Genomic DNA, 25,818 nt, shown 5'->3' on the forward strand with positions numbered 1-25,818 from the left:
AACCTGTCCTTGCCCGAGTGGAGGTGAACCCAAATCCCGTTGTCAATCCCGCGGCGCCTAGTCAGACTTTGCCCATTGCGCTCCAAAAGGGCTCCTCCATGTGGCTGATCGACCGGCAAGGCGACGGACAAAAAGGTCGTCGCATCCCCCTTCCCGACCTCGTGCGGTCCGCACTGGTGCGCTGGTATATGGGCGAAGGCTCGCGCGGCGATGAAGAGGCGGGGATCGCGCTTGTCCAGCAAGCACGGATCGGCGCCAAGTGGATCGCATGCGACTGCCTGGGTCCCGACACCCGGCCGCCGGTCCTGACCCCCGCCTTCCTGTCGGAAGCTGAAACCTATTATCTGCGGCGCCTGACGGGCGCCGACCGGCCCGAGCATCGTCCCCAATGCCCCTTCTTTCGCGAGCAGGCGACCAATCGCATTTCGGAGATCCGTACACCCCATTCGCCGGCCGATCCCCCGGAAGGTTATTTCGAAGTGCTGCGGCCAGCCCCTGAGAAGCTCGCGCAAAAGCCGCAGGCCGACAGTATCGACGACAGGACGCGAAATGCGACGGTGCCGCGTCTCGCCCGCCTTCTTTGGCGTCTTATGACCCTGGCCGGTGTCCATCGCACGCCGCCGCTTGGCGCGGAGCCCCCTGAACGCTCCATTGCGCAAGAATTCAGGGCCTTGAGCGCGGCGGCCGCGCGGATCGAGCTTGCACCCGGCATCGAGCTCGGCCGCGCCTTATGGACACACGCCCGTCCCTTTCACAGCAATCGCGTCTTCGCAGGCCTGCGCGCGCTATCCCATCAGTGGCCACCGGGTCACGCACCGCAGGCGTTCCTCGCGCTCTACGCAACAGCGGTGCAGGGTGCGACCATCCATGTCGCGGGCGCCGAGCCGCTGGTGCTCGCCAATCGGGTGCAGTCCCCATCGATCCGCGGCAACCCGATCAAAGGTCCTTACCTGGTGCTGGTCGTGGTCGGCGAATATCCCGAGGCCGACGGCTATGCGGCGCTGCGCGCCTATGCGCAGCCCATCCTCTCAGGCCAGCGTTTCGTGCCGGTTGCCTCCGAATTCGAGCGATCTCTTTATCGCGGCCTGCTCGACGCGCGACGCGCGCTCGATCGCCTCGGTATCGACCTGGTGATCGAAAAGCCGCTCTTCGACCAGTTGACCCCGCAAGGCCCCTGTCGGCCCGACTTCCTGCTTGAAGCGCAATCGAGGGAGACCGGCGAGGTCCGGCAGCTGGTCGTTGCGGCGCAGAGCGCGCTCGGCGAGAACTATCTGGCGGTGAGAGCCGCCATCCATCCGCGCCTGGAGACGATCGCGCCGCTGATTAGCCTCGGGCCTGACGCGCTCGAACGCGGCGCCGTACCGGATATCGTGCGAACCGCCTTAGGCCTGTGAGCCCGGCGCATTAGACAATTGTGATGCGGCAAGCGCGCCCCTCTGCTCAGGACCAGCGGAGCGTCGCGGCAAACCATGCCACGATGCACAAGGTGACCGGCGTCGACAGCAAATAGAGTTTCTGCCAGCGCCACCAGGTCCGCGGCAGGAACAATGCCGCTCCGCGTACACCGTGGATCTGGCGCCAGGCACGCTCCTGAACCAGCTGTCCGAGAAGCACGGCGACCGACAGCGAAACCGCGAGCGCGCAGCACAGGCCGACGCCAACGTAAATCGCAAGCCAATTGGCAATTTCCATCTGCGTCAACTGCGCCATGATTCTCTATGTCTTTCTTGCCATGTCCAGTACGCGCTTGAGACGACACCTGTTCCCGCGCGTTCGACACTTCCTAGCAGAAGCATATTGGCAAATGGTTTAGCTCCAAAATGGTCTTAATTCAGCCTGTTGAACCCGCTCATTCTTTGCCCATCTTGCCCCGAGGGTGAATGAAGGCCGCACGGGGTGCCTGAAGCGTCGCGGGTTCGTGCGGAATCCCACGAAAGGCAACGGTTCAAGGGCGAAGAAGGCTGTGCTGGCTACGGTATTGGTGATCGTCTTCCAGGGGACGGAAAAGGTGGGCATCTATGACGATCAGCCAGCGGCCAGCGCGGCCTTGTGGAGCTTCGTCGACGCGCATTGGGACGAGGCGCACCATGGTCCCGCGCCAGATACGAGGAGCGAGGCGCAACTGAACCTCTTCTTTGCCGAAGAGGGCGACAGCTATGTCATTGCGGAGGCGGATCTGGGCGACGCAGCGCAAGCGCTCGGCTCGCCGCTATAAGCAAGTTGGATCCAACGATCTCGAAGGCTGTGTGATGTTTTATACATCATAAGTGCTACTTCACATCTGAAAAAGAGATTGTATATCCGTTGTGGCTGTTCATTTGCTGTCAGCCCGCTTTCGAACTTTGCCGCTATCGGCCAGCAGCGAGAATGACCGTGCCTGACTTCATCCGAACGCCGTTCGGTCCCCGCGATCGTCCGGCCCGCACGCTGGACCGCTGATGCCAAAACGGAGAGACTGCGCTCTGCCCGAAACGCTGGGTGCCGCCGCGCTGCGGGGCCTGCGCGGCCGCTGTCCGCGCTGCGGCGACGCGCGGTTATTCCACCGGTTTCTTAAACCTGTGGCCGTCTGCGCACGCTGCGGCCAGGACTGGAGCCATCAACGCGCGGACGACTTCCCGGCCTATGTGGCGATCATCGTGACCGGTCACCTCATGGCGCCCCTCATCATCGCGCTGGCCCGCGATTTCGCGCTCTCGGTCACCGCCATGATGGCAATCATCGTACCGCTGGCGCTTGTTCTGCTCCTTGGCCTGTTGCAGCCCGCCAAAGGCGCGATCATCGCGTTGCAATGGTGGTGGGGCATGCATGGGTTCGTAAGGGAGCGTCCTGAACCGTCCGCCAAGTCCGGGGATGGCCTGCCTTGAACGGAATGAAGCACGCATCCCGGCCCTCCCCCCGCTAATTGCAGAGCAAGTTGATCGCTGATGGGCGCACGAGGGAGCGTCCGACGGAGGCAGGCCTACGCGTTAATACCGTCGTGTGAACGCATCATGGCGCGTTTGTAGGCATCGCGGCCGGTGGTGCGAGCCAGGTAAGCTTGTTCGGCTTCGCCCAGCGTGATGCCACAATTGCGTTGGCCCAGGTTCAGCGCGTAGCTCACCGAGATGTCGGCAGCAGTAAACTCCTCGCCCGCGAGATAAGGTGAACTCGCTAGGCGTTGGTTGACCAGCTTCAGCCGCTTCTGGAACGCCCCTAGGCACCACGTCGCACCCCAGTTCTTGCGTTCGGCCTCGGGCGCCAGGAAGCGGCTGACGACGACGGGCATCAACAAGGTAGCGAGGCCGGCCTCGCCCAGGTGTAGAAACTGCTGATAGGCGGCGAAATTCGGATCGTGCGGATCTGGCGCGAGCGGCGTCGGCCCGTAGCGGGCCATGAGATACGCCATGATCGCGATTGACTCGACCATGACGACGTCGCCGTCCTGGATCGCCGGGATGTAATCGGCCGGATTGACCACGAGGAACTCGGGATCCCGCTCGGGGGCCAGCATGTCAACCTGCCGGATGCGGTAAGGAAGGCCCATCTCTTCGAGCAGCCAGACGACCCGGATCGATCGCGATGTCTGTCCACCCCACACGGTAATCATCCGCCGATCCTCCCGCGTTTCCCTGACGCTCCACATTCGCGCACCTTACATGGTCCCGCCAGCGCATGCATGCGCGAAGCATAACATCAGCGGGGTGGTTTACCGACAACTGGCCCACCCGTTAATGGGAAGGCAGCGAACTTCTCACGTCCGACGGCAACAGTGCGGGCCGAACGGCATCAAAGCGGCAGAGAGACCTCGAAGACACTCCCCTCCCCTGGCGCGCTGCACTTGAGCATGATCGTGCCGCCGTGCAGCTCGACCAGCTGCTTGACGAGCGCCAGCCCGATCCCAAGTCCTTCCTGCGTGCGCTGGTTGGACCCGTCGATCTGGGCAAACAGATCGAAGATCCGGGCCTGCATCTCGGCCGGGATACCGACGCCCGTATCAGCAACCTCGATGCGGACCTGATCCTCCTCGCGCCTCGCGGAGAGGCGAATTTCTCCGCCCGCAGGCGTGTATTTGGCGGCGTTGGTGAGGAGATTGCCGACGACCTGCGCAAGCCGGGCATGATCGGCCTCCAGCCAGATCGGCTCAGGCGCGACATCCTGGATCAGCTCATGGCTGGCCGCATCGATATGATGGCGTGATCCTTCGACGGCAAATGTCAGCAGATCCTGGAGCAAAAGATGCTCCTTCTTGAGCGCGATCTTGCCTTGGTCGATGCGTGCGATGTCGAGCAGGTCCTCGACCAGGCTGCCGAGATGCCGCACATATTTGCTCATTTGCCCGCGCACCATCGTGGCTGTCTCGGGATCGGGCCTGCGTTCCATCAGGTGCAGCCCCGCCCCCATCGCCATGATGGGATTGCGCAATTCATGGGCGAGAACCGCCAGAAACTCATTCTTGCGGCGATCTGCGGTCTGCAGCACGCCGGTCAGCTCCTCAAGCGCATCACGCTGCGCCCCGATCTTCTGGCGCTGACGATAGAGGTCGAAGAAAATCCGGGCCTTGGAGCGAAGGATATCGGCCTCGATCGGCTTCTGGAGAAAGTCCACCGCCCCCGCCTCATAGCCCCGGAAGCGGCGTTGCTGGTCGGCGCTGCCGGCCGTCAGGAAGATGATCGGAACATCGCGCGCCCGCTCGCTTGCGCGCATGAATTCGGCAAGCTCGAAGCCGTCCATGCCGGGCATCTGTACGTCGAGCAGGGCGAGCGCCACATCATGCTGGAGGAGAAGCTCGAGCGCCTCCTCCCCGGATCGGGCCTTGAGGATCGACACACCCTGGTCGCCCAGCAGCGCCTCGAGCGCCAGAAGATTTTCTTCCAGGTCGTCGACCAGAAGGCAGTTGGGCAGAGGGTTCGCACTCGTCATGGTGCCACCAAGGTCTGAAGGTAAGCGAGGATGCCGCGCACATCCTGAGCCCGCGCTTGGGGCCACGCCGCAAGCGCGGCGGCCGGCATGGTGGAACTCGAGGCACTCGTCGGTTCTTCGACAAGGGTCAGACCGCCCGCCTCCCCGACGGCTCGCAGGCCCGCGGCGCCATCCTCGTTGGCACCGGTCAGCACGATACCGACGAGATCGGGGCCGAAGGCGTCGGCTGCGGTCTCGAAGAGGACGTCGATCGCTGGCCGAGAATGATGAACCGGCTCGTCCATCGCCAGCGCGACGCGCCCATCCTGTTCGATGAGCAGATGATAGTCGGCCGGCGCGAAATAGACCGTGCCTGGAACGGGGCTCTCCTTGTCTTCCGCCTCCTTGACCGTCAGCCGGCAGCGATCCGCGAAAAGGGCAGTCAGGGCGTTGGTGCGATCTGGCGGGATATGCACGACGATAAAGATCGGGACCGGAAAAGTCGGCGGGAGCGCGGGCAGGATTTCCAGCAGCACCTGCACCGCCCCGGCCGAGGCGCCGATGACGACCGCCCTGATCGGATCGCGGCTCATCCTTCCACCTTCTGATAGATTTTCTCTGGGGTGTTGAAATTGGCGAAGGCCGCCGCGTGCCGGGAAAAGCGCAGGCTCTCCTTCGAGCCGAGCCCCAGAAATCCCTTGCGGGCGAGGGAATCGCGGAACAGTCCGATGGCGCGATCCTGGAGTTCGCGATCGAAATAGATGAGCACGTTGCGGCACGAGATGAGATGCATCTCGGCGAACACCGCGTCGGTCACCAGGCTATGGTCGGAAAAGACGACCTGGCTCCTGAGCGTCTTGTCGAACACGGCATGCCCGTAATCAGCCGTATAATAGTCCGACAGCGACGAGCGCGCGCCCGACTTCTGGTGATTGGCCGTATATTTCTGCATCTGGTCGAGTGGATAGATCCCCGCCTGCGCCGCCCGTAAGGCATCGGGATTGATATCGGTAGCATAGAAGATCGTCCGCGCGCCGAGCCCCTCCTCGCGGAAGAGGATGGAAAGCGAATAGAGCTCCTCGCCATTGCTGCAGCCCGCCACCCAGACCTTGAGCGAGGGATAGGTCCTAAGGTGCGGGATGACGCGTTCGCGCAGCGCCTTATAATAGGCCGGGTCGCGAAACATCTCGCTGACCTGGACGGTGAGGTAATTGAGCAGGCGCGGTAGCGTCTGTTCATCATGGAGCAGGCTTTCCTGCATCGCCGAAAAACTCGCAAAGCCCAACTGGCTCCGCGCCTGCACCAGGCGCCGCTTGATCGAGGCGCGCGCATAGGGGCGAAAATCATAATGATAGCGCTGGTAGAGCGCCTCCAGCAGGAGGCCGATCTCCAAATCCTCGAGGCTGCCTGTCACCTAGGCCTCCTCATCGGGGCATCCAGACGCGCACCAGCGACAGGAGTTTGTCGACGTCGATGGGCTTGGCCATATAGTCGTTGGCGCCCGCTTCCAGGCAGCGCTGCTGATCGTCCGGCATGGCCTGAGCCGTCAGCATCACGATCGGCAGCTTGGCCCAGCGCGCATCGGCCCGGATCGCACGCGTCGCGGTCAGCCCGTCCATGACCGGCATCATGACGTCCATGAGCACAAGGTCGACGGCCTTTTTCGGATCGTCGCCGGCCTGGGCGAGCGCATCGATCGCCTCCTGCCCGTTGCGGGCGATCTGAACGATCGCGCCGCGCGGCTCGAGCACGCTCGACAGGGAATAGACGTTGCGCACGTCGTCCTCGACGATGAGGATGCGCCGACCTTCGAGCGCGGCGTCGCGGTGACGCGCCTTCTCGATCATGCGCCGCCGCTCGGGCGGCAGCTCGGAGACGACCTGGTGGAGGAACAGGGACACCTCGTCGAGCAACCGCTCAGGGGATTTTGCGCCCTTGATGATGATCGAGCTCGAATAGCGCCGGAGCCGCTGCTCGTCGTCGGCGGACAGGTCGTGCCCGGTGTAGACGATGACCGGCGGGAAGCCGTGATCTCCCTCCTGGCTGAGTGTTTCCAAAAGATCGAACCCAGAGGTATCCGGCAGGGTCAGGTCGAGCACCATGCAATCGAACGTCTCGCGCCGCAGCTGTTCCAGGCATTCGGCAGCCGTGCCCACGCCGATCGTCTCGACATCCTCCGAGCCCAAAAGCTTGCCCACCGCGTCGCGCTGGACCGCATCGTCCTCCACGATGAGGACCCGGCGCATGCGCGAGGAGAGCTTCGCCTGCAGGCCCTCGAGCACCTGGGCGAGCTCTTCGCGCTTGACCGGCTTGATGTGGTAGCCGACCGCGCCGAGCGACAGGGCGGTCTGGCTCTGATCGGCCGCCGAAATTACATGGATCGGAATATGGCGCGTTTCATCGTCATGCTTCAGCCGGTCAAGGACGGTAAGCCCGGACTGGTCCGGCAGACCCAGGTCGAGAACGATCGCGCTCGGCTTGAACTCGTGAGCATGTTTGATCGCGTCTTCCGCATTGCCGGCGATGACGCACTGGAAGCCGAGTTCGCGCGAAAGCTCGCAGACGATCTGTGCGAACACCGCATCATCTTCGATGACGAGCAGGACCCGGTTGCCCTCGGTCAGGCTCGCGCGGTCGTCTTCCAGGCTCCATGCCGATGGCGCGGGCGCCGGACGCAGGGGGATGGCGGGCGCCGCCGCGACGGGCGCGGGACCCGGGTCAAAACGCCGCCGGGTCGGCTGGGCGACGGTCTCATAGGCCAGTGGAATGGTGAGCGTGAAGGTGCTGCCTTCGCCAGGGCGGCTCTCCAGCGCAATCCGGGCGCCGAGCAGGCGCGCAAGCTCGCGAGAGATGGAAAGGCCAAGGCCCGTCCCGCCGAATTTCCGGCTGATCGTCGCGTCGGCCTGGTGGAAGGCCTCGAAGATCGAGGCCTGCTGCTCGGGCGAAATGCCGATGCCCGTGTCGCGGACGGCGAAGCGAATGGACGCATCATCCACGCGCTCAATGGCAAGGCTCACCTGTCCGCGCTCGGTGAACTTGAAGGCATTGGACAGGAGATTCTTGAGGATCTGCTCGAGCCGCATCCGGTCGCTCTCGATCGTGCGGGCACAGTCATCGGAAAGGCTGATGTCGAAACCAAGGCCCTTCTTCTCGGCAAGCGGGTCGAAGGTCCGCCGCAGGTCGCCCGTCAGCCGCTGCAGCGCGACGGTCTCGGGACGGATCTCGATGTGCCCGGCCTCGATCTTGGAGAGATCGAGAATGTCGTTGATGAGGGTCAGCAGGTCATTGCCAGACGACTCGATCGTATTGGCATATTTGATCTGCTCGTCGGAGAGATTGCCCTGCGGATTGTCTCCCAGCAGCTTGGAGAGGATCAGCAGCGAATTGAGCGGTGTGCGCAGTTCGTGGCTCATGTTTGCCAGGAAGTCCGACTTATACTGGCTGGCTTGCTCAAGTTCATGTGCCTTGGCGCCCAGCGCCGCGCCGGCTCGCTCCAGTTCGTCCCGCTGGGTTTCCAGCGTCTGTGCCTGTTCTTCAAGCTGGCTGTTGGTCTGTTCGAGTTCGACCTGCTGCTGTTCCAAACGAACCTGGGATTCCCGTAGCGCCCGGCCCTGCTCTTCGAGCTCTTCGTTGGAGACGCGCAGTTCCTCGCTCTGGGCCTGAAGCTCGCCGGCCTGGCGCTGCGTTTCCTCGAGCGCATCCTGGAGCCGGGCCCGGAAGCGCGCCGAGCGCAGGGCAATGCCGATCGCCGGCGAGACACGCTCCAGGAGATCGAGCACCAAGGGATCGACCGGCTTGAAGAAGCCAAGCTCCAGCACCGCATTGACCTGGGTGTCCGCCTTGGCCGGCACGATGACCAGATGGCGCGGCTTGTCGCGACCGAAAGCCGAGCCGATCGTCAGATAGCCCTCCGGCACGTCTTCCAGGACCAGCGCCTTCCCGTCGACCGCCACCTTGCCCAGCAAGCCCTCCTTGAGGTTGAAGGAGGAGGGCATATTGGCGTCGGCCGGAACCCCGACCACGGCCGCCCGCCGGAAGTGGCCGCTTTCGCCCTTGAACAGGGCGCCCCCCGAAAGGCCGGTATGCTCGGCCAGGAACGCCAATATGTCCTCGCCAAGCTGTTCGACGGACTTGTCCCCGCGCATCGCCTCGGAGAGGCCGACTTCGCCAGACTGCAGCCATTCCTGCCGTGCGCGCGCCCGTCCATTTCGGAGTAGCAGCACGAAGATAGCAATGGTGAGGGCGGAACCCAGAAGGCCCGAAACAACGCCGCTGGTGATGGCGGCACGCGCCGCATCGGCCATGTCGCCCATACGCTCTTCCCGCAGCCGCACCTCCTCGCGGGCCATGCCATCAAGCTGGGCGCGGATAGCGTCCATCTCGCCCTTGCCGCGGTCGCTTGTCACGATCCCCATGGCGGCGGTCAGACCCTGAGCGCGCCGCAACTCGATCGTCTCTCGCAGTTCAGCCAGCTTGGCATCGATATGGCGGTTGAGCGGTCCCAGGCTCGCTTGCTGCACCGGATTGTCGGCGGTCAGCGTCTTCAGCGCCGCGAGCCGCGCGGGCAAGGCGGCAACTGCGGTCCGATAGGGCTCGAGATAGGCGTTGGTTCCGGTCAGCAGATAGCCGCGCTGGCCCGTCTCCGCGTCTTTGGCGGTGGAAAGAACATCGTCGAGAGCGATCAGCACTTCGTGGGTATGGCGAATGGCCTTGTCGGCGTCGCGCAGCGCCTGGATATTCGAATAGGCAAGCCATGTACTGATCAGGAAGAAGGCCAGCCCCAAGACCAGACCGACAATGAGCCCGTTATTCTGCCGCTGCGGCGTGCCAACGACCGTGCTCTTACTCTCCAACATTTCCGCCAATCCCGTATCCTGTCCCGACCGCGCCAAAGGTGGCTGTCATACCCTTTTTTCCTGCCTGTGAAAGGATTTGGCGAGTTTACTCCGTGCGGCCGTCAGCGGCTCCGCGCGAGGCTTGACCACCCGGACGATCTTGTTTCGGCCCGTCGATCCGCGCAGCAATTCAAGTTCAGAAACTGGTTCACCGAGCGCTGCTGCCAAAAGCCTGAGCACGGCCTCGTTGGCCTTGCCACCTTCAGGCGTCGCTGTCGCCCGGACCTGCAAGATGCCCTCTCCGGTCGGCAGGATGATGGCATCGGCGGAGGCATTGGGCGTCACGCGAATGGAAAGCCGACCCGCACCATCGACGAGAGCCAGAATATCCGCCCTAGGCGGCCAGGACACTTTAGGCCGCGCCATGGCCGCACAAAGCCGTTTCGCTTTTGGGGATGGGCCCGAAGGCAGCTTGATCAAGGACATTGCGGGCTGCCCGCCCCCGCGTCACGCCAGGACTGCTTAAGCGCGGCGGCGCACGACGCGAGACGGACAGAGGGCGACAAGTCATGACCGGTGGTCATCGCCCGCGCTTGGCTGGTGATCAGCCCGGCGCGCCGCTTCCCTGTTCTGCCGATCATGGGCGCGGCCTCCGGCCACGGTCACAGCGAAGAACAGCACCATCAGGATGAGAGAAATGATGACGATCGCTGCGATGATCATAATGCGTGCCGGCCCTTTTGGATTCCGTCGGGCCAGCTCCCTGCGAGACTAGCCTTGCGCCCGCAGAGGCATCATGCCTCGTTCATGTTAGTACCATCTATCGATAGAGGCTGTGAATATAGAGATTTGATGTTCTATGCATCAGCAGGGGCGCGCGAGACGAAGAACTGGTAAGGCCCGGACCCACTATGAAGCGGAACCGGGCCGTACATCTAACCTTGGCTTGAGCGGCCGGCTGGACGCGCCCGAACCGTGCCTTCAGATCGGGCCGCTGCCGCGCAGCAGGACCCGGCCAAGCCTTTCAGAAAAGGCTCGCGGATCGAGCGGCAGTTCACCGTCGGCGATGCGGGCCTCGTCGAACAGCAGATGCGCTGCATCCTCGCGCAAGTCGGCCTGCTCTGCACTTACCGCGCTGAGCCTGGTGACGAGCGCGTGCCGGGGATTGATCTCGAGGACCGGCTTGCTCACCTGCGCAAGCTGCCCGGCGCCCGCCAGGAGCCGCTCCATCTGCCGGTCCATACCATGTTCGGGCGCGACCAGGCAGACAGGGCTGTCGGTCAGCCGTTCCGACGCGCGGACATCGGATACGACATCGCCCAGCGTCGCCTTGACGAAGTCGATGAAGCCGGCGACCTCGTCCGACGTTTCCGCCGGCGGTTGCTCGCCATCGGCGAGGGGTATGAGACCCAGATCCGACATGCCCTGTGTCACCGACTTGAACGGCTTGCCTTCGAAATCCGGCGCTCCAGTCACCCAGAAGCCGTCGATCTGATCGGTCAGCAGGAGCACTTCGATGCCGCGCGCGCGGAAGCCTTCGAGCTGGGGCGAGGAGGCGAGCCGCTCGATGTCGGACCCCACCGCATAATAGATGGCGGTCTGGTTCTCTTTCAGTCCGGCAGCATAGTCCTTGAGCGAACGCCATTCATTGTTCGACGTGCTGGTCTTGAAGCGGGCGAGCCCCAGCAGTGTCTCGCGCCGGGCGTAATCCTCGTAGAGACCCTCCTTCAGGACGGACCCGAAATTCTCCCAGATCTTGAGGTATTTATCGCCATCGCTGTTCGAGAGCTTTTCCAGTTCGCTCAGCACGCGGTTGGACACACCCTTCTGGATGGCGGCCAGAACCGGGCTCTCCTGAATCATCTCGCGCGAGACGTTGAGCGGCAGGTCCTGCGAGTCGACCAGTCCGCGCACAAAACGCAGGTAGCGTGGCAGGATCTGCGCCTCGCTTGTGATGAACACCCGGCGGACATAGAGCTTCATCCGCCCCGCCCGATCGGGGTCGAACAGGTCGAAGGGCCGCATCTCAGGCACGAAAGCGAGCACATTATATTCGTGCACGCCCTCGGCGCGGTAGTGCAGCGTCAGTGCCGGCGTGTCGAACTGCCCGGCGTTGGTCCTATAGAAGTCGGTATAGTCCTCCTCGCTGATCTCGGACTTGGGCCGCGTCCACAGCGCCGCGCCATCGGCAATCTGCGCCGGCTCCGCGTCGGGCTTGTCCTTGAGGACGATCGGCACCGGGACATGGCCCGACTGCGCCTTGATCTTGGGCTCCACGCTGAAGCGCCGGGTATAGTCGGCCGCATCTTCCTTGAGATGAAGAATGACGCGCGTTCCGCGCGCCGGAGCCTCGGCCGGATCAGCATCCCCGATCGAGTAGGTGCCCAAACCATCGGACGTCCACAGGCCCGCACCCTCTTCGCCAGCGCGGCGCGACAGCACATCGACCTTGTCGGCAACCATGAAGGCGGAATAAAAGCCGACGCCGAACTGCCCGATGAGCTGGCCGCCCTCGCCATCCTGCTTGGCGGCGATCTGTTCCATGAAGGCCTTGGTGCCCGAACGGGCGATCGTGCCGAGCGCCTCGGCCATTTCGGCCTGGGTCATGCCAATGCCATTGTCCTCGATGGTCAACTGGCGCGCATCGGGATCGAGCGTGATCGCGATCCGAGGCTGAGGGTCGTCTCCCAGCAGTGCCGGCGCCGCTATTGCTTCGTAACGCAGCTTTTCGCAGGCGTCGGCGGCATTGGACACCAGTTCGCGAAGGAAGACATCCTTGTCCGAATAGACGGAATGCACCATGAGATGCAGCAGCTTGGCGACATCGGCTTCAAAGGACCGCGTGTCGGGGGAAGCGTCGGTAATCGTGCTCATCGCTATATTTCGCTCTCCTTGGAATGGCGGGCGAAATCTGGTTGGAGCCGCCCGGATTTTCAACCCGATGAACGACCTAATCGCAATGCCGGTCCCGAGTGGCGCGCAGCATAGGATCGGGGACTGGACCACGCCAAGTTTATCCGCCGCGCACTGACCAATCGGTAGGGATCAAAGCGGAAGGCTTGCCCGCAGCGGGTTCAGGTGCACGATCTCGCGCAGGCTCACCAGCGTCTCGAAGTCGCGGACGTTCTCATCGGAGGCCAGCACTTCATCGGAAAAATGCTGGTACGCCTCGATCGAGGGAACACTGACCATCAGCAGGAAATCGGTGCGGCCGGTGACGTTCCACGCGCCGATCACTTCTGGATAGCGGCCCAGCTTCTCCGCAAAAGCCTGCTCCCGGTGCAGTCCTGATTGGTTCAATTCTACCAGAACGTGGATCGTGATCGCGCTGGCAAGGCGCGCCGGGTCGATCAGCGCGACGTCCGCGACGATCACACCCTCGGCTCGCAACCGGCGCAGGCGCCGCAGTACCGCGCTTTCCGACAGGCCGACTTCAGCGGCTATGGCGCGCGCGGGCGTGAGGGTGTTGCGCCGAACGATCGCGATGATTCGCCGGTCGAACTGATCGATATCGACCGTTTCCACCACTTCATCTCCATAAATGACGTATTCCGTCACACAATGGCGAATTTCGCCAGCCATCGCCAGGGGCTGGGGGATATATAGCCGCCATGACCACGCTGTCCGTTTCTGCCCGTCCGCCTTCCACACTGTTGCTGCGGGCCGCCCCCTATGCGGCCCTTGCCTGTTCGATAACGGCATTCTGCATTGGCACGTCCTACGGCAAGCAACTGTTCCCGATCGTCGGCGCGACAGGCACGATCGCGTATCGCGTCGGCTTTTCCGCGCTGATCCTATTGCTGGTGTTCCGCCCCTGGCGCCTGTCGCTGACCCGTGCGGACCTGTTCGCAACGATGCGCTATGGTGTGGTTCTGGGGCTGATGAACCTCAGCTTCTACCTCGCCATCCGCACGATTCCCCTGGGCCTTGCCATCGCGATCGAGTTCCTCGGCCCCCTGACGGTATCACTCCTCTATTCGCGCCGCCCGGGACAACTGGCGATGGTGGCGATGGCCGCGATCGGACTGGCCCTGCTTCTGCCTTTACATGAATCGCCTCACGCGCTCGATCCGGCCGGGGTGGGCTTCGCGCTGATGACGGGCCTGTGCTGGGGGCTCTATATCGTGTTCGGCAAGAAAACGACGCATCTCCCGGGCGGCCAGGCTGTCGCGCTCGGCATGGCGACCGCGGCCCTGGTCGTCGTTCCGTTCGGCATCGTCGAGGCGGGCGCGACCCTGCTCGCCCCTTCGCTGGTCCTCACCGGTCTCGTCACCGCCGTGCTTTCCAGCGCCTTGCCCTATTCGCTCGAGATGATCGCGCTCAAGCAGATCCCAGCGAACCGGTTCGGCGTGCTCATGAGCCTTGAACCCGCCGCCGGCGCCGTGGCAGGCGGCGTGTTGCTGGGCGAAATTCTTCTGCCCATGCAGTGGCTGGCCGTGGCGCTCGTCGTTGCCGCTTCAGCGGGATCGGTACTGCTGGGCGATGCCAAGGCGGATCTGCCGCCGGCGCAGTAGTCCTGCCCGCAGCCCACCGCTAATCGTCAGCCGAGACGCTGTCTTTCCCTGAGGGCCGATCATAAATGGGGGGCGGCACGCGCCAGGCGCCTTTATGATCCATCTCGATCGGCAAATCGCATCGCTCGCAGAACGCTTTGTACTGGCCCTGCTTGTCGCGCGCTATGGAAGCGGAAGACGGCTTATGCCCAACCAGAAGACAACGCACATACATGGTCCACGTCTAACGCGATCGACGGGACATTTGTAGCACCCGCGAGTCAATTCCCAACGCACTAACCGATGTACCTGTCACGCGCGCTTCAGCGGAAAGGCGGAACCGACGTTCTCGGCTCCGCCGTCCTGTCGTCAGGCCGCCGAGCTCTGGGCGCGACCGCGATCCATGGCCGTCAGTCGATCCTTAGCGGCGAGCTTGAGCTTCTTGAGACGCGCGACCAGAAGCTGGTCGGGTACAGGCCGCCGCAGTTCCTGCTCGATCTCTGCCTCCAGCCGGGCGTGCTCCTCGCGCAGATGGTTCAGATAATGGTCGGACATCGTCTTCTCCATGCCAGGTTGTGACTATGTACGCGTTCTCGCGCACAGCCTGAGAATAGGTGCGCGCTTTTCCCTTTTCCAGTGATTCCAGAGACGTCTGGCCGACATCAGCATGGCTTGGTCTGGCACCCCGGCAATCGTACAGCAACACGCCGCCTGGGCGTCAAAGCACCACCATCGTCTCAGCAAAGATTTGGACAATCTCCCCATGGATCGCTTCTTCACCGCCATCGCCACCCGCTCCGCCACGATCATGGGCCAGCCGCTGGCTTTCATTCTCTCGACCCTGTTCATCATTCTCTGGGCAGTCAGCGGACCATTCCTGAATTATTCCGACACCTGGCAGCTCATCGTGAACACCGCGACGACCGTCCTGACCTTTCTCGCCGTTTTCCTCATCCAGAACAGCCAGAACCGCGATGGTGCCGCGATGCAGGCCAAGCTCGACGAAATCATCCGCGCGCTCGACAAGGCGCGCGTCGAGTTCGTGGGCATCGAGCATCTGACCGACGCCCAGATCGCCAAAATTCGGGAAGCCCTGGAGAACGACATCCGCAATGAAGCAGACGACGACAAGGATCGGACCGTCACCCGCACCGTGGAAACTCTGCTCAAACGCTACTGACAAGCGCGCAGCGCCCATTCGGAGCGCAGGCGCCTCATGATGCTTAGGTCAGGGCGTCCGCCAGACACCCCGGTTGGTTAATCTGGCTGGCGTTAGAGGCCCTTGGCCATATTGAGGTGCGCAGTGACGATCGGCACGAGCTCTGACGCAAAGGTCTTGAGGGATGCAACGTCGCCGCTTGCCGCATAGGCCTTGAGCGCATCCAATGTCTTCTGGTGGCCATCGGCCTGAAGGCGCGCATAGGCACGATCAAATTCGGCGCCCGACTTGGTTTGCAGATCGGCGAGCTCCTGCTGCTGGGCCGGAGTCAACGCCGCATCAGGCGTGATCGCCGGCGTCGCGGCCGCGGCCGCCGTTTTGAGCTTCGCAGTCGAGTCCGTGTGGGCCTTGATCATCTGCTCGGCGAAGGACTTGATCTTTGCGGACTGCGCCTTGCTCGCCGCGAGTTTTGACGTCTCGATCTCGAAAGCGTCGCTTGCTGCCGCCGTGTTTGCAAAGGCCTGTCCCGGGCTCAGGACCGCAGGTGCCGGCGCGGCAGGTTCGGCCGCGGAGGTCGCTGCCGTGTTCTCGACAGGCTCGGCCTTCTTGCCGCAAGCGGAAAGGCAAAGCGCGGCGGCCGAAAGAGACACCAAAAGAAGCGGTTTCATGAATAACTCCCCCATTCGAGCAGGACGCCTGCTCAACGCGGACCAGGCTTCATCGTTCCAGCGGCGGACCTTTTCGAACGCGGGACGTTACACCCCTGCCCGCCCGCAGCGCGGCAAGAGACCCAAGGAGACGAGACGATGAGCATCTTCGGCAACATCCTGAGCAAGATCTTCCACCCGAACGCGGCCAAGGCCGCGCCCGCGAATCCTGCACCCTCCGCCGCGCCTGCCGCGCCAAGTCCCGCCCCAGTCCCCACGACTCCCGCTCCGGCCGCCACCGCCGCTGCACCGGCGCAAACATCGGTCGACGTCGGGCCCGTCCTGGAGGCTATGGCCGCAATGAAAGACGATGATGGCGGCAACTACAAGAACTCGATCGTCGATCTCCTGAAGCTTCTCGATCTCGATTCCAGTCTCACCGCCCGAAAGGAGCTGGCCGAGGAACTCGGGGTGAATGCCGGCGAACCCGGTTCAGCCGAACAGAATATCGCGCTTCACCGCGCCGTCATGGATAAGCTTGCCGAAAATGGCGGCATTGTTCCCGACGACATGCGCAATTAGGCGGTTGCGCCTCGCGGCTGTTCCAGCGGAGCAGCCGCATTGCCGCAACGACGATCCAGTGACGAAGGCTGCGAGGCGTGCAGGCCGGGCAGGTCCCGGATATAGCTTGGCGCGCCTGCGAGGGAGGCATATTGCCGAACCCATGACAAACACACGCAACATTCTTGTCGTTGAGGACGAACCGCTCATCGCCATGATGCTCGAGGATTTCATCGACATGATGGGTCATCGGATCGGCGCGGCCGTAGGAAGCGTTGCCGACGCGCTCGCCGAGATCGAAGCGCAGAGCTTTGACCTCGCCATCCTCGACCTCAACCTGGGAAAGGAAACCTCCTGGCCGGTCGCCGACGCGCTTCAGGATCGCGGCATCCCGTTCGTCCTTGCCACGGGTGGCAACCTCCAGGCGCCGTCGGAGCGCCATGCTGGCGCCCGGACCCTGACCAAGCCCTATACTTACGAGAACGTACAGGCTTCGATCGACGCGCTCGCGGGCGTGTAAGAAAGCCGCATGCGCGGCGTCAGGCCGCCGTCGCGCCCGCCGCCTGCCCTGGCTTCAGAACGATCTTCGTATAGCTGTCCTGCTCGTCGTGGAATTTCTGATAGCCGAGTGGCCCGTCCTCGAGCGCCATGCGGTGGCTGATAAGGAAGGTTGAATCGATCTTGTCCTCCGCGATCGCGGCATAGAGCGGCTGCAGATAGCGCTGCACATGCGTCTGGCCGGTCTTGAGGGTCAGGCCCTTCTCCATCAGCGCGCCCAAGGGGAACTTGTCGACGAAGCCGCCATAGACGGCGGGCATAGAGACACGCCCGCCCTTGCGGGTCGCCAGGATCACCTGCCGGATGGCGTGGATGCGATCGGTCCCCAGGAAGGTGGACGCCTTGATCTGGTCGATGATATTGTCGGCAAAGGCGCCGTGCGCCTCAAGGCCCACGCAGTCGATCGCCGCGTCGGGGCCGATCCCGCCCGTCATCTCCATCAGCGCCTCGTAGACCTTGCTCTCCTCGAAATTGACGGTCTCGGCACCGAATTTGCGCGCAAGTTCCAGGCGGCGGGGGAAATGATCGATCGCGATGACCCGCTCGGCGCCCATCAGGAAAGCCGACTGCACCGCGAACAGGCCGACCGGACCGCAGCCCCAGACAGTCACCGTGTCGCCCGGCTCGATCTCGGCATTCTCTGCCGCCATCCAGCCCGTCGGGAGAATGTCCGAGAGGAACAGCACCTTTTCGTCCGGAATGCTCTCGTCGGGAATGACGAGCGGGCCAACATCAGAGAAGGGCACGCGGACATATTCGGCCTGCCCGCCGGCATAGCCTCCGGTCATGTGGCTGTAGCCGAACAGGCCGGGCATCGGATGGCCATAGCCCTCGCGCCCGATATCCTGGTTGTCGGCCGGGTTCGCATTCTCGCAGGCCGAATATTGCGTCTTCGAACAGTGGTAGCAGCTGCCGCACGAGATGGTGAACGGCACGACGACGCGCTGTCCGGCCTTGAGGCTGCTCTTGGGCCCGGCCTCGACGACTTCGCCCATGAACTCGTGGCCGAGAATGTCGCCCTTCTGCATCGTCGGGATATAGCCGTCGTAAAGATGCAAGTCCGACCCGCAGATCGCGGTGGAGGTCACGCGGATGATCGCATCGCGCGGATTGACGATCGCGGGATCGTCGACGGTATCGCAGCGCACGTCGTGCTTGCCGTGCCAGGTGATCGCCTTCATCGCGCTTACTTTCCTTCTTCTGCGAGGATGCGCGGATTACGCGCGTTGGTAGCGATTTCGCCGGTTTCCATAAGCTGCTTGAACCGGCGCAGGTCGCGCCGCGTCTGGATCCTTGGCTCGCGCTGGAAGAGCTTGGCGACCAGTTCGCCGATCACGCCGCCGGGCGGATCATAGGCGATCACGGCGCGCACGACGGTGCCGCGCCGCCCAGCATCGCGAAACTCGATCCGGCCGCTATTGGCGACGTCGGCGCCCTCGGCAGACTGCCATGTTATTTCCTCGCCCGGGACGTCCTTGGTGATGACCGACTCCCAGGACACTTCGCGGCCCGCCGGTGCCTTCACGGTCCAGCGCGACCGATCGCGGTCGATCGGCTCGATCGAGACGATATTGTCCATGAATGAAACCAGGTTCGTGGGATCGCGCCAGAAATCATAGAGCTCGCGCGCCGGTCGGTTGATCGTGACCGCCTCGGCCAGCAGCTTGCGATCGGGATCGGCGGTTTTCGACGCGGTGACGGGGGCGTCATCCTGTCCGGCGGTTCGGCTGCGGGTTTCAGAATCTGTCATGGCTGCGGATCTCCTTCGTTCGGGAACGTCACCGCGTAGCGGGGGTTCCGATCGATGCCAGGATCACGGACCTCCCAAACGACCGATCGGACGTCTGGCCAAGCGATAGGAGAGCAAGCTGGAAGACGCCGCCGGATGGATCGCCCCGATCGCGACGATGATCGCCGCCATGATGACAGCCGCCAATCTCGGTGCTCGCGTCACCGGCTGGGGCTTCGTCGTCTTTACGCTAGGCTCGATCTGTTGGTCCGTGGTCGGGCTCTCGACCGGGCAGACAAATCTGCTGGCGACCAACGGCTTCCTGACGCTGGTCAACCTGATTGGCATCTGGCGCTGGCTAGGCCGGCAGCGCGCCTATGAAGATGGCGGCCAGTCCGCCAGCGAAGCGAGCCGACGCTCGGCGCTGCCCACGCTCTTTACGGCCACCGGGATCACGGGCCTCCCCGTCACGGCATCGGATGGCGAGGTGGTCGGCACCGTGGTCGAGGCCCTGGTGACCTGCGCGGACGGCACCGTGAGCTACGTGGTCATACGCTCAGGCGGCGTGGGCGGCATTGGCGAGACCCTGCGCGCAGTCGCACGCAGCGATCTCGACTTTGGCTGCAAGGGCTTCACCCTGCATCATGAGAGGACATGGTTCGAGGCGCTGCCTGAGCTCGCCGATGGCGACTGGCCCGCGGCGCCCCAGGCGGCGGGCACGACGCCGGCACGCAGCTAGACGGTCGAGTGGTCACAGCGTCGTGGTTCGACTCTCGGTAGTCACCATGCCTTGCTGAACGAGGAGAGAGACGGCAGACTTGCAGGAGGGGGCGACGATCATGCAGGACGGCTTTGCGCGGATCTCCGCGCCCGAATTTCTTTCCATCTCCCTGGACAACGCGCTTCCGCCGCTGCCCGGCGAGAAGCCTGAGCGGATCGCCTCGGATCTTGGGCGCGGCCTGTGGTCGCTGATGGCGCGCGCCGGCCGCAACGTGTTGCCGGGGCCCGCCCACAGAAGCGAACTTGCCCTCACGGACGAGCTCGATGCGCTCGTGGAGGCTGCCGGCCAGGTGGTTCTCACCAGCGGCCACCGCCTGAGCGAACTCCTCTGGACCCGCAGCGGCCCCTACTGGAACGGCGCGCTAGCCCGCACGCTCATCCTGCAGCAGGCGCGGCAGGGCTTTCTTCTGCTACTCGCCCAGGCGGTCGCGCCGCGCGCCGTCCTTTTCGGCCATGCCTCGCCGCTGGTCGTGGAACTCGGCATCGAGGGTGATTTGGACCTCCCAGGTCCTCATCTCGTGCTGCTCGTCTGTACGGTCGATCCGACAGGCAAGGCGGTGGCGCGGCGCGGTTATGCGCAAGCCATCAAGAGCGCGCGCTGCTTCATGCCGGTGGGAGCGGCCTTCGAGCGGGACGCGCTCGAGGCGCTCATCGCGCTCCGCGACAAACTCGACTGTCACGGTGTGGACTGCATGATCATGCGGGACCTTGGCGAGGACGGCCTCGCCCGCCAATGGAAAGTCGGCCTGCGGCGCGAGGAGACGATAATCGGCCAGCTGCGAATCGTGCTTCCAGGGGACGCTGGGATCGCGGAGGATGGGGAGATGGGGGCTGCGATGGCCGAGGACGGGGCGTATGCCCTGACGCCAGCGAATTTCGAGGATGGGCGCTTCGTCGCCTGGCTTGAGCGGGAAATCGGCAAAAATGGCGCGGCGAACGGCGAATGACGCGGAAGGGTCTTTCTGGATCACACGAACAGGAGAGCCGGTGAGTGCGGCCCGCAGCGCTGGCCGGCGCCGCGAGCCGCTTGAGCCCCCCGCTCTGTCTTCCCGATACACAGAGGACCACCGTTACCAATGAGCTAAAGGCGGAGCATTCCTGGAGGCTCCCTTTCTGCCCAGACGCGTTTGTTCGCCAGACGCCCAAAGATGACATAGCGATATCGTTCATGAGGGCGCCGGCAGGCATCATGGCTTGGCCTTATCGGCCAGCTTTGGTAGACCGCCAACGCGCTGCGAAAAGGGCGGCGCCGGGACTGCTAATCCCGCGAACGCGAGCAACTCGGAACCATCGGTTCCCGGGGTGCCGCTGCGCATGTCCAGACCTCAGGGTTAAAGGTGGCGGCGCATGTGTGTTCGCATGTTAGCAGCTCCGGCGGCTCCCGCGTCCAGTGCGCGGGAGTTCGGGAGATCGCTCCTTACGCTTTCGCTTCGACAGTTTGACAGGAAGGTCAGGCGATGAATGCGAGTGACACACGGGGCCCGGCGGTGGCAGTTGGCCTGATGCGCATGGCGCTGACTTTCCTCGACGAGATCGACGACGATATGGTGATCGCGAGGCTTCAGCATGCCATCGACACCGCGCTCGCCAAAGGCGGGTTTGAGGATATTGATCCCAGAAGCGCGGCGCTTATCGCCGCCATGCCCCTCGACAGCTAAGCGCGCCGGGCTGCGCGCAGCGCCCCGGCACCGGGATGAGACTGCGAATGCCATCGTCTCCCGTTCGATTCCGACGTCCCGAGGTTCGTTGCTCACACGAGCGGCTGGCTGTTATCGTTCCTGAACAGAATCTCACCAGCAGATAGATGAGGCGCAGCATGACCGACACGGACCTCCACCGGCTCGCTCATTCCCTCCTTGGCAAGTCGGCCGACGCGCTCGAGCCCGAAGAAGCCAATGTCCTTATCGATATTCGCGACCAGCTGCCGACCAGCCAGGACGTCGCGGATGCGGCCGATGAACGTGCGACCGTGGGAGAACGGCTAGCGGACCGGGTCGCCGCCATCGGCGGGTCATGGGGGTTCATCATCGGTTTCGCGCTCGTCCTGTTCGGATGGATGATCCTAAACACCGATATTCTCGGCCATTTCCATCTCGCCTTCGATCCCTATCCCTATATCTTCCTGAACCTGATGCTCTCGATGCTGGCCGCCGTGCAGGCGCCGATCATCATGATGAGCCAGAACCGGCAGGCGGCGAAGGACCGATTGGGAGCTAGCCTGGATTATGAGGTCAATCTCCGTGCGGAGCTCGAGATCATGCGCATCCACGAAAAACTCGATGACCTGATCATGGCCCGCCTGGACGAACTGGCGGCCGGGCAGGAGGCGCTGTTCGCGCATCTCGGCGTGACACGCCGAGACCGTTGAGTCCCGGGCGTGAAACCCAGATTAGGATTTTTCGCCATCGCAGATTGCTGGAGATGGGCCGTGCGCATGAGCCCGGTCCGTGTCCTGACTGACGCTTCGCCCCATTAGCGGCGACCGCGACGTCTTGGCGGGGGTGGTTGCAACCAAGGATGGACAGTGTCCCAGGCCAATTCTGCCAGACGGACCGAGCGCGCCGCGATAAACGCTTCGTCCCACGGACCTTCGAACGCGCTGATGGCCTGGCACATCGGCAAAACCGACGACTCCTCGACGAGGTCTTCCGCTCGTCGGCCAGGATTGAAGCCGAACTCCCGGCCTGCGGCAATCGCCCTCCTCGCCTTCGCCGCAGTGTCGGCCCCGAACACCCGATAGAGAATGCGCTTCTGGACCCATGGCCTGTTTGCGAGGAGGTTATTCTCGACCTCGGGAATGAGGACGAAATTGCCAAGGCGCTGCACCGTCCGGCGCTCGGCATAAACATCCCTTGGCCAACCCGGACTGTGGGCGGCGTCCGGTGCGACATGCTCGACCGTGAGCATTTCGTCATCCAGCCACTGGGAGCGACTTAAAAGTGGATTGGAACCCCGACGCCCTCGCACAATCATCCCCGGCACATCATCGTCCGGAACGGCATTGTGCGAAGCCGTCAGTAGCAGAAACCGCGTAATCGACTGGCCCGTCTTGTAGATCGCAGATACACTCGTGTCGGCAACCCATGTCGCGCGATCGAGGTGCTCTGCATCGAGCTTCGCCAGGAGCGCCGCGCGCAGATTAGCAAGCGAGACTGCCCCGCCATTCTGCCGCCCCAAGGCTGCGCCCCCACCGATGCCTCGCGCCATCAGTTCCCTATAGACGCTGTCGATGTTGGCTGTCCCGCCCTTCGCAGCTCGCCACAGCATCGAAAAGGCCGTTACGGCCTTGATCGCCCCAAAGAACTCTTCCGCCGCCCGGTCGCGGCCGGCAGGGGCGGCGTCACAAAAGGCGGCGTAGAAGCGCGATAACGGCGCCAAAACAATTTCGTGCCGGATCGCCCGCAAGACCTCGAAACAGAATTCAGCTACGTCATCCGAACGCGCTGGGTCAGGAAGGAGTTGCGGGGCACGCCGGCCGTGGGGGCGCCACGCCGAACTTACGAAATCCGAAGTAGTGGCCAGATGCTTCACGAAGTTCCGCTTGGCATTTCGGGTGTTTGCCGCCGCGTATTGGTCTCGAAGATAACGTCTCTGGTGACTGAGATGTTTTTCCAGGCGATGACCGTTCTCGGCGAGGGCAAACGGAATGAGAAGGGAAGCGGTCGCTCCGAGCCGCTGCTCCGCATTCTTGAACCGATCCAGGAACTGCTGAACCTTGTCGATCGAAACCTTGGATGGGGATGCCGGGTAAGCGGCCGGCGTCTCGGATTCGACAACCTTGGGTTTGAACGTTTCGAACGCGGTAAGCGGCTGCCCCGTGGTGTTTAGCGATTCGAACATATCAAAGGCATAATCTTCGTTGCTCGCATCGATCACCGTCGCGGCCATCCTGAGGTTCACGTAGCGTGCCAGCGCCAAGAGGCGCATCGTTTGGGTCGCCTCGACAAAAAACGGTTCGTCGTCATCTCCCAACAGGAAGGCACGTGCCGGGGCCGACAAGACGTGCGGCCACAATTCCGCAAGCACATGCGAAGCCCCCGCGATCAAGGCATCAACTGGCGGCAGAGACAGGATCGCATGCTGGTCCGCGGCAAGCTGGTCGACCTGTTCGGCGAGGTTTGCCATCGCGTCGACGAGCGCCTCATGACCTTCGAGGATGTCACCATCAGCGTCAGTTCCGGTATATTCAAATTCTCCGGCTTCATCGTCCTGGATATGTTCGACATAGCTCCAGATTGCGCGGGCAATGGGGGACTCGTAGCGGGCGGTCACTGCGTTTCGTGACCAACTGTCGTCTATCGCGCGCACAATGCGCGGGTAGAAGCGATGGAGATCCGGTAATCGCGACCGTTCGAAGCGGATCGTCTTGGCGAGGTCATCGAGGAAATCGGCGGCATCGTCCCTCAGTGCTACGACGCCCGCTTCGTCGGCATCCTCCATCGATCGGACAAGACGGCGCAAGCGCTCGTGGAAAATGATGTTGAGGATGACGATCGTACAGAGCCGCTGCTGGCCGTCGATGATCGTCATCACGTGGCGGGGAAGTTCTCGGTCGAATGGCGGTGCCGCCGCCACCAAGGCATTGCCGCGCACCGTGATGATAGAGCCCAGAAATCGCACTGAAGAGCTATCGCTGATCAGCCGTTCAAGTCCGAGCGTCGCATCCTCGAGCAAGCGTCCGACATGACCACTGTCCCACGCATAGCCACGCTGGTAGGCAGGAATGAAGCAACCCTGCCCCTCCCGTGTCAGAAAATCATGAACGCTCTCGGATTCGGCGCTGAAAATTTGCGAGATATTCATCGGCAAATCCGGGTTCCCCTTCCCCATTATCCCGCTGCGGCGAGATCTACCCAGTAGCCAAGCGCTTCTTCTGCGTCATCCATCATAAATTGCGGGGAGAAAATTGCCGGCCGGTTGATGTTCTCTGTTCGTTCCGATACTGTCGCTTTCGAGACTTTCATGCGTCGCCAGCGCCAAAATGGACTAAGACCGGCCTGAATGAACGATCCTATCTATCTTGATGGCTTTGCCACGCTTCCCCTTGCGCCCGAGGCACAAGCGGCGATCCTCGACGCGTGGTCGAGGCCAGGTAATGCGGGTTCGCCTAATGCTGCGGGAGAGCGGGCCGCCCGGATCATTGCGGATGGCAGAGCGGCGATCTCCGCCCTGATCGGCGCCGCGCCTGATGAGATCATCTTCACTTCAGGTGCGACCGAGGCGAACAATCTCGCGGTCATCGGCGCAGCGCGCGCGCTCGCCCGTATCCATCCAGGACGGCGTCGCATCCTGATGTCGGCAATCGAGCACAAGGCGGTGATCGAACCCGTCCGTAGTCTAGAAGCTGAAGGCTGCAGCGTTACCATCGTGCCTGTAACCCCCACCGGCACGATTGATCTCGAAGCTCTTCGCGCGCTTGCCGGCAGCGATATATTGCTCGCCTCGTTCATGCTCGTGAACAACGAGCTCGGCACGATCCAACCTGTCGGTGAAGCGGCAGCGATCATTCATGAGGCGGGCGGATCTATTCATTGTGACGCCGCGCAAGCTCTCGGAAAGATCCCGGTCGACGTGTTCGATCTCGACGTCGACTATCTCAGCCTTTCTGCGCATAAATGCTACGGCCCCATGGGGATCGGCGCGCTGTATGTCTCCGCCGGCGCCGTGAAGCCCGATGCTCTGTTGGTCGGCGGCAACCAGCAAAATGGCCTGCGATCGGGTACTGAGCCTGTTGCTCTTATTGCCGGGTTCGCAGAAGCTGCGCGGCTCGCGCATTCGGCGCTCGGTACGGATCCCTTCCATGGCGAACGCCTGCTTTCACGCCTTCTCGATAGTCTGCGCGAACGCCAGCTACGCGTTACACTCGTGAGCGGCGACGCCGACAGAGTCCCGGGCGGCGCCGCGATTGCGATCGCCGGGATGGACGGCGACACCCTGAGCGCGCTGCTTGGCTCGCAGGTAGCGATTTCGACAGGCTCAGCTTGCACGTCCGGCCAGATCAGAATATCCCATGTTCTTGAAGTCATTGGACTTTCCGAGCAGGAAGCACGATCTGTGATCCGCGTTTTCTGCAATCGCTACAATACCGAAGAGGAAATTCTTTCGGCGACGGATCATATTGTCGCTGCTGCCTCGCGATGTGCCCTTGCTACTGGAGAGGTTCGCCAGTAGCGTTTTC

The 25,818-nt window shown here is 63.1% G+C and carries 27 protein-coding genes; 12 read left to right on the top strand and 15 right to left on the bottom strand.

Going from position 1 to position 25,818, the window contains the following annotated elements; genetic code table 11:
* Positions 1-98 precede the first annotated feature (98 nt).
* On the top strand, positions 99-1,394 hold the full coding sequence (locus SBA_RS24360) for a hypothetical protein (RefSeq protein ID WP_008832022.1): 1,296 nt from the start codon (positions 99-101) through the stop codon (positions 1,392-1,394).
* A 46-nt stretch (positions 1,395-1,440) separates the two neighbouring features.
* Here SBA_RS24360 and SBA_RS24365 read toward each other — a convergent pair whose 3' ends face one another.
* Positions 1,441-1,710, bottom strand: a complete 270-nt coding sequence (locus SBA_RS24365; RefSeq protein WP_008832021.1) for a hypothetical protein — start codon at positions 1,708-1,710, stop codon at positions 1,441-1,443.
* A gap of 208 nt (positions 1,711-1,918) precedes the next feature.
* Between SBA_RS24365 and SBA_RS24370 the strand changes: the two genes are divergently transcribed.
* A complete protein-coding gene (locus SBA_RS24370) occupies positions 1,919-2,215 on the top strand; it encodes a hypothetical protein (RefSeq protein WP_261937527.1) in 297 nt (98 codons plus the stop codon).
* A gap of 223 nt (positions 2,216-2,438) precedes the next feature.
* Positions 2,439-2,864 carry a DUF983 domain-containing protein gene (locus SBA_RS24375; RefSeq protein WP_037520901.1) on the top strand — a complete coding sequence of 142 codons (426 nt, stop codon included), beginning with the start codon at positions 2,439-2,441 and terminating at the stop codon, positions 2,862-2,864.
* A gap of 95 nt (positions 2,865-2,959) precedes the next feature.
* Here SBA_RS24375 and SBA_RS24380 read toward each other — a convergent pair whose 3' ends face one another.
* The 9 genes from SBA_RS24380 to SBA_RS24420 all read right to left on the bottom strand — a co-directional run bounded on the left by SBA_RS24380 (position 2,960) and on the right by SBA_RS24420 (position 13,295).
* Positions 2,960-3,586 (bottom strand): glutathione S-transferase family protein, encoded by a 627-nt coding sequence (locus SBA_RS24380; RefSeq protein WP_261937528.1) that lies wholly within the window; start codon positions 3,584-3,586, stop codon positions 2,960-2,962.
* A gap of 179 nt (positions 3,587-3,765) precedes the next feature.
* Complete coding sequence (locus SBA_RS24385) at positions 3,766-4,899, bottom strand: hybrid sensor histidine kinase/response regulator (RefSeq protein ID WP_008832017.1); 1,134 nt, start codon at positions 4,897-4,899, stop codon at positions 3,766-3,768.
* On the bottom strand, positions 4,896-5,471 hold the full coding sequence (locus tag SBA_RS24390; RefSeq protein ID WP_008832016.1) for a chemotaxis protein CheB: 576 nt from the start codon (positions 5,469-5,471) through the stop codon (positions 4,896-4,898). Before SBA_RS24390 ends, SBA_RS24385 begins: the two co-directional genes overlap by 4 nt.
* Entirely contained in the window at positions 5,468-6,292 is an 825-nt protein-coding gene (locus SBA_RS24395; protein WP_037520932.1) for a CheR family methyltransferase, read from the bottom strand. The genes SBA_RS24390 and SBA_RS24395 overlap by 4 nt, the downstream gene beginning before the upstream one ends.
* A 10-nt stretch (positions 6,293-6,302) precedes the next feature.
* A complete protein-coding gene (locus tag SBA_RS24400; protein ID WP_008832014.1) occupies positions 6,303-9,734 on the bottom strand; it encodes a response regulator in 3,432 nt (1,143 codons plus the stop codon).
* 45 nt (positions 9,735-9,779) lie between these two features.
* A complete protein-coding gene (locus SBA_RS24405; protein WP_315975831.1) occupies positions 9,780-10,199 on the bottom strand; it encodes a DUF167 domain-containing protein in 420 nt (139 codons plus the stop codon).
* A gap of 81 nt (positions 10,200-10,280) precedes the next feature.
* Positions 10,281-10,436 (bottom strand): hypothetical protein, encoded by a 156-nt coding sequence (locus SBA_RS24410; protein ID WP_165362022.1) that lies wholly within the window; start codon positions 10,434-10,436, stop codon positions 10,281-10,283.
* A 258-nt stretch (positions 10,437-10,694) separates the two neighbouring features.
* Entirely contained in the window at positions 10,695-12,587 is a 1,893-nt protein-coding gene (gene htpG, locus SBA_RS24415) for a molecular chaperone HtpG (RefSeq protein ID WP_008832012.1), read from the bottom strand.
* 171 nt (positions 12,588-12,758) lie between these two features.
* Positions 12,759-13,295 (bottom strand): Lrp/AsnC family transcriptional regulator, encoded by a 537-nt coding sequence (locus tag SBA_RS24420; RefSeq protein WP_037520898.1) that lies wholly within the window; start codon positions 13,293-13,295, stop codon positions 12,759-12,761.
* A gap of 29 nt (positions 13,296-13,324) precedes the next feature.
* Here SBA_RS24420 and SBA_RS24425 point away from each other — a divergent pair, with 29 nt between their 5' ends.
* A complete protein-coding gene (locus tag SBA_RS24425) occupies positions 13,325-14,227 on the top strand; it encodes an EamA family transporter (RefSeq protein WP_008832010.1) in 903 nt (300 codons plus the stop codon).
* A 348-nt stretch (positions 14,228-14,575) separates the two neighbouring features.
* Here the strand turns inward: SBA_RS24425 and SBA_RS24430 are convergent, their stop codons facing one another.
* Positions 14,576-14,761 carry a YdcH family protein gene (locus tag SBA_RS24430; RefSeq protein WP_037520926.1) on the bottom strand — a complete coding sequence of 62 codons (186 nt, stop codon included), beginning with the start codon at positions 14,759-14,761 and terminating at the stop codon, positions 14,576-14,578.
* A 208-nt stretch (positions 14,762-14,969) separates the two neighbouring features.
* Here SBA_RS24430 and SBA_RS24435 point away from each other — a divergent pair, with 208 nt between their 5' ends.
* On the top strand, positions 14,970-15,386 hold the full coding sequence (locus tag SBA_RS24435) for a low affinity iron permease family protein (RefSeq protein ID WP_008832008.1): 417 nt from the start codon (positions 14,970-14,972) through the stop codon (positions 15,384-15,386).
* A 92-nt stretch (positions 15,387-15,478) separates the two neighbouring features.
* On the opposite strand, the gene SBA_RS24440 is transcribed toward SBA_RS24435, so the two are convergent.
* Positions 15,479-16,033, bottom strand: a complete 555-nt coding sequence (locus SBA_RS24440; RefSeq protein WP_008832007.1) for a DUF4142 domain-containing protein — start codon at positions 16,031-16,033, stop codon at positions 15,479-15,481.
* A gap of 138 nt (positions 16,034-16,171) precedes the next feature.
* Here SBA_RS24440 and SBA_RS24445 point away from each other — a divergent pair, with 138 nt between their 5' ends.
* Entirely contained in the window at positions 16,172-16,594 is a 423-nt protein-coding gene (locus SBA_RS24445; protein WP_008832006.1) for a DUF3597 family protein, read from the top strand.
* A 142-nt stretch (positions 16,595-16,736) separates the two neighbouring features.
* Positions 16,737-17,093, top strand: coding sequence for a response regulator (locus SBA_RS24450; protein ID WP_008832005.1), 357 nt, complete (start codon positions 16,737-16,739; stop codon positions 17,091-17,093).
* 19 nt (positions 17,094-17,112) lie between these two features.
* Here the strand turns inward: SBA_RS24450 and SBA_RS24455 are convergent, their stop codons facing one another.
* A complete protein-coding gene (locus tag SBA_RS24455; protein WP_008832004.1) occupies positions 17,113-18,312 on the bottom strand; it encodes a zinc-dependent alcohol dehydrogenase in 1,200 nt (399 codons plus the stop codon).
* Between the two features lie 5 nt (positions 18,313-18,317).
* Positions 18,318-18,881 carry an SRPBCC family protein gene (locus SBA_RS24460; protein ID WP_008832003.1) on the bottom strand — a complete coding sequence of 188 codons (564 nt, stop codon included), beginning with the start codon at positions 18,879-18,881 and terminating at the stop codon, positions 18,318-18,320.
* Between the two features lie 157 nt (positions 18,882-19,038).
* Between SBA_RS24460 and SBA_RS24465 the strand changes: the two genes are divergently transcribed.
* The 4 genes from SBA_RS24465 (at position 19,039) to SBA_RS24480 (ending at position 22,008) form a co-directional block, all read left to right on the top strand.
* Positions 19,039-19,599 carry a PRC-barrel domain containing protein gene (locus SBA_RS24465; RefSeq protein WP_011950604.1) on the top strand — a complete coding sequence of 187 codons (561 nt, stop codon included), beginning with the start codon at positions 19,039-19,041 and terminating at the stop codon, positions 19,597-19,599.
* Positions 19,600-19,699: 100 nt separating this feature from the next.
* The gene (locus SBA_RS24470; protein ID WP_037520924.1) at positions 19,700-20,587 is read left to right on the top strand and encodes a hypothetical protein; all 888 of its coding nucleotides are present in this window, start codon (positions 19,700-19,702) and stop codon (positions 20,585-20,587) included.
* Positions 20,588-21,142: 555 nt separating this feature from the next.
* Positions 21,143-21,298 (top strand): hypothetical protein, encoded by a 156-nt coding sequence (locus tag SBA_RS24475; protein ID WP_261937529.1) that lies wholly within the window; start codon positions 21,143-21,145, stop codon positions 21,296-21,298.
* A gap of 158 nt (positions 21,299-21,456) precedes the next feature.
* Positions 21,457-22,008, top strand: a complete 552-nt coding sequence (locus SBA_RS24480) for a DUF1003 domain-containing protein (RefSeq protein WP_008831999.1) — start codon at positions 21,457-21,459, stop codon at positions 22,006-22,008.
* 104 nt (positions 22,009-22,112) lie between these two features.
* Here SBA_RS24480 and SBA_RS24485 read toward each other — a convergent pair whose 3' ends face one another.
* Positions 22,113-24,443, bottom strand: a complete 2,331-nt coding sequence (locus tag SBA_RS24485) for a DUF262 domain-containing protein (protein WP_172705144.1) — start codon at positions 24,441-24,443, stop codon at positions 22,113-22,115.
* Between the two features lie 198 nt (positions 24,444-24,641).
* Between SBA_RS24485 and SBA_RS24490 the strand changes: the two genes are divergently transcribed.
* The gene (locus SBA_RS24490; RefSeq protein WP_261937530.1) at positions 24,642-25,811 is read left to right on the top strand and encodes a cysteine desulfurase family protein; all 1,170 of its coding nucleotides are present in this window, start codon (positions 24,642-24,644) and stop codon (positions 25,809-25,811) included.
* The last annotated feature ends 7 nt before the right edge of the window (positions 25,812-25,818 follow it).

This window comes from Sphingomonas bisphenolicum, assembly GCF_024349785.1.
In the GTDB taxonomy this organism is placed as follows: domain Bacteria; phylum Pseudomonadota; class Alphaproteobacteria; order Sphingomonadales; family Sphingomonadaceae; genus Sphingobium; species Sphingobium bisphenolicum.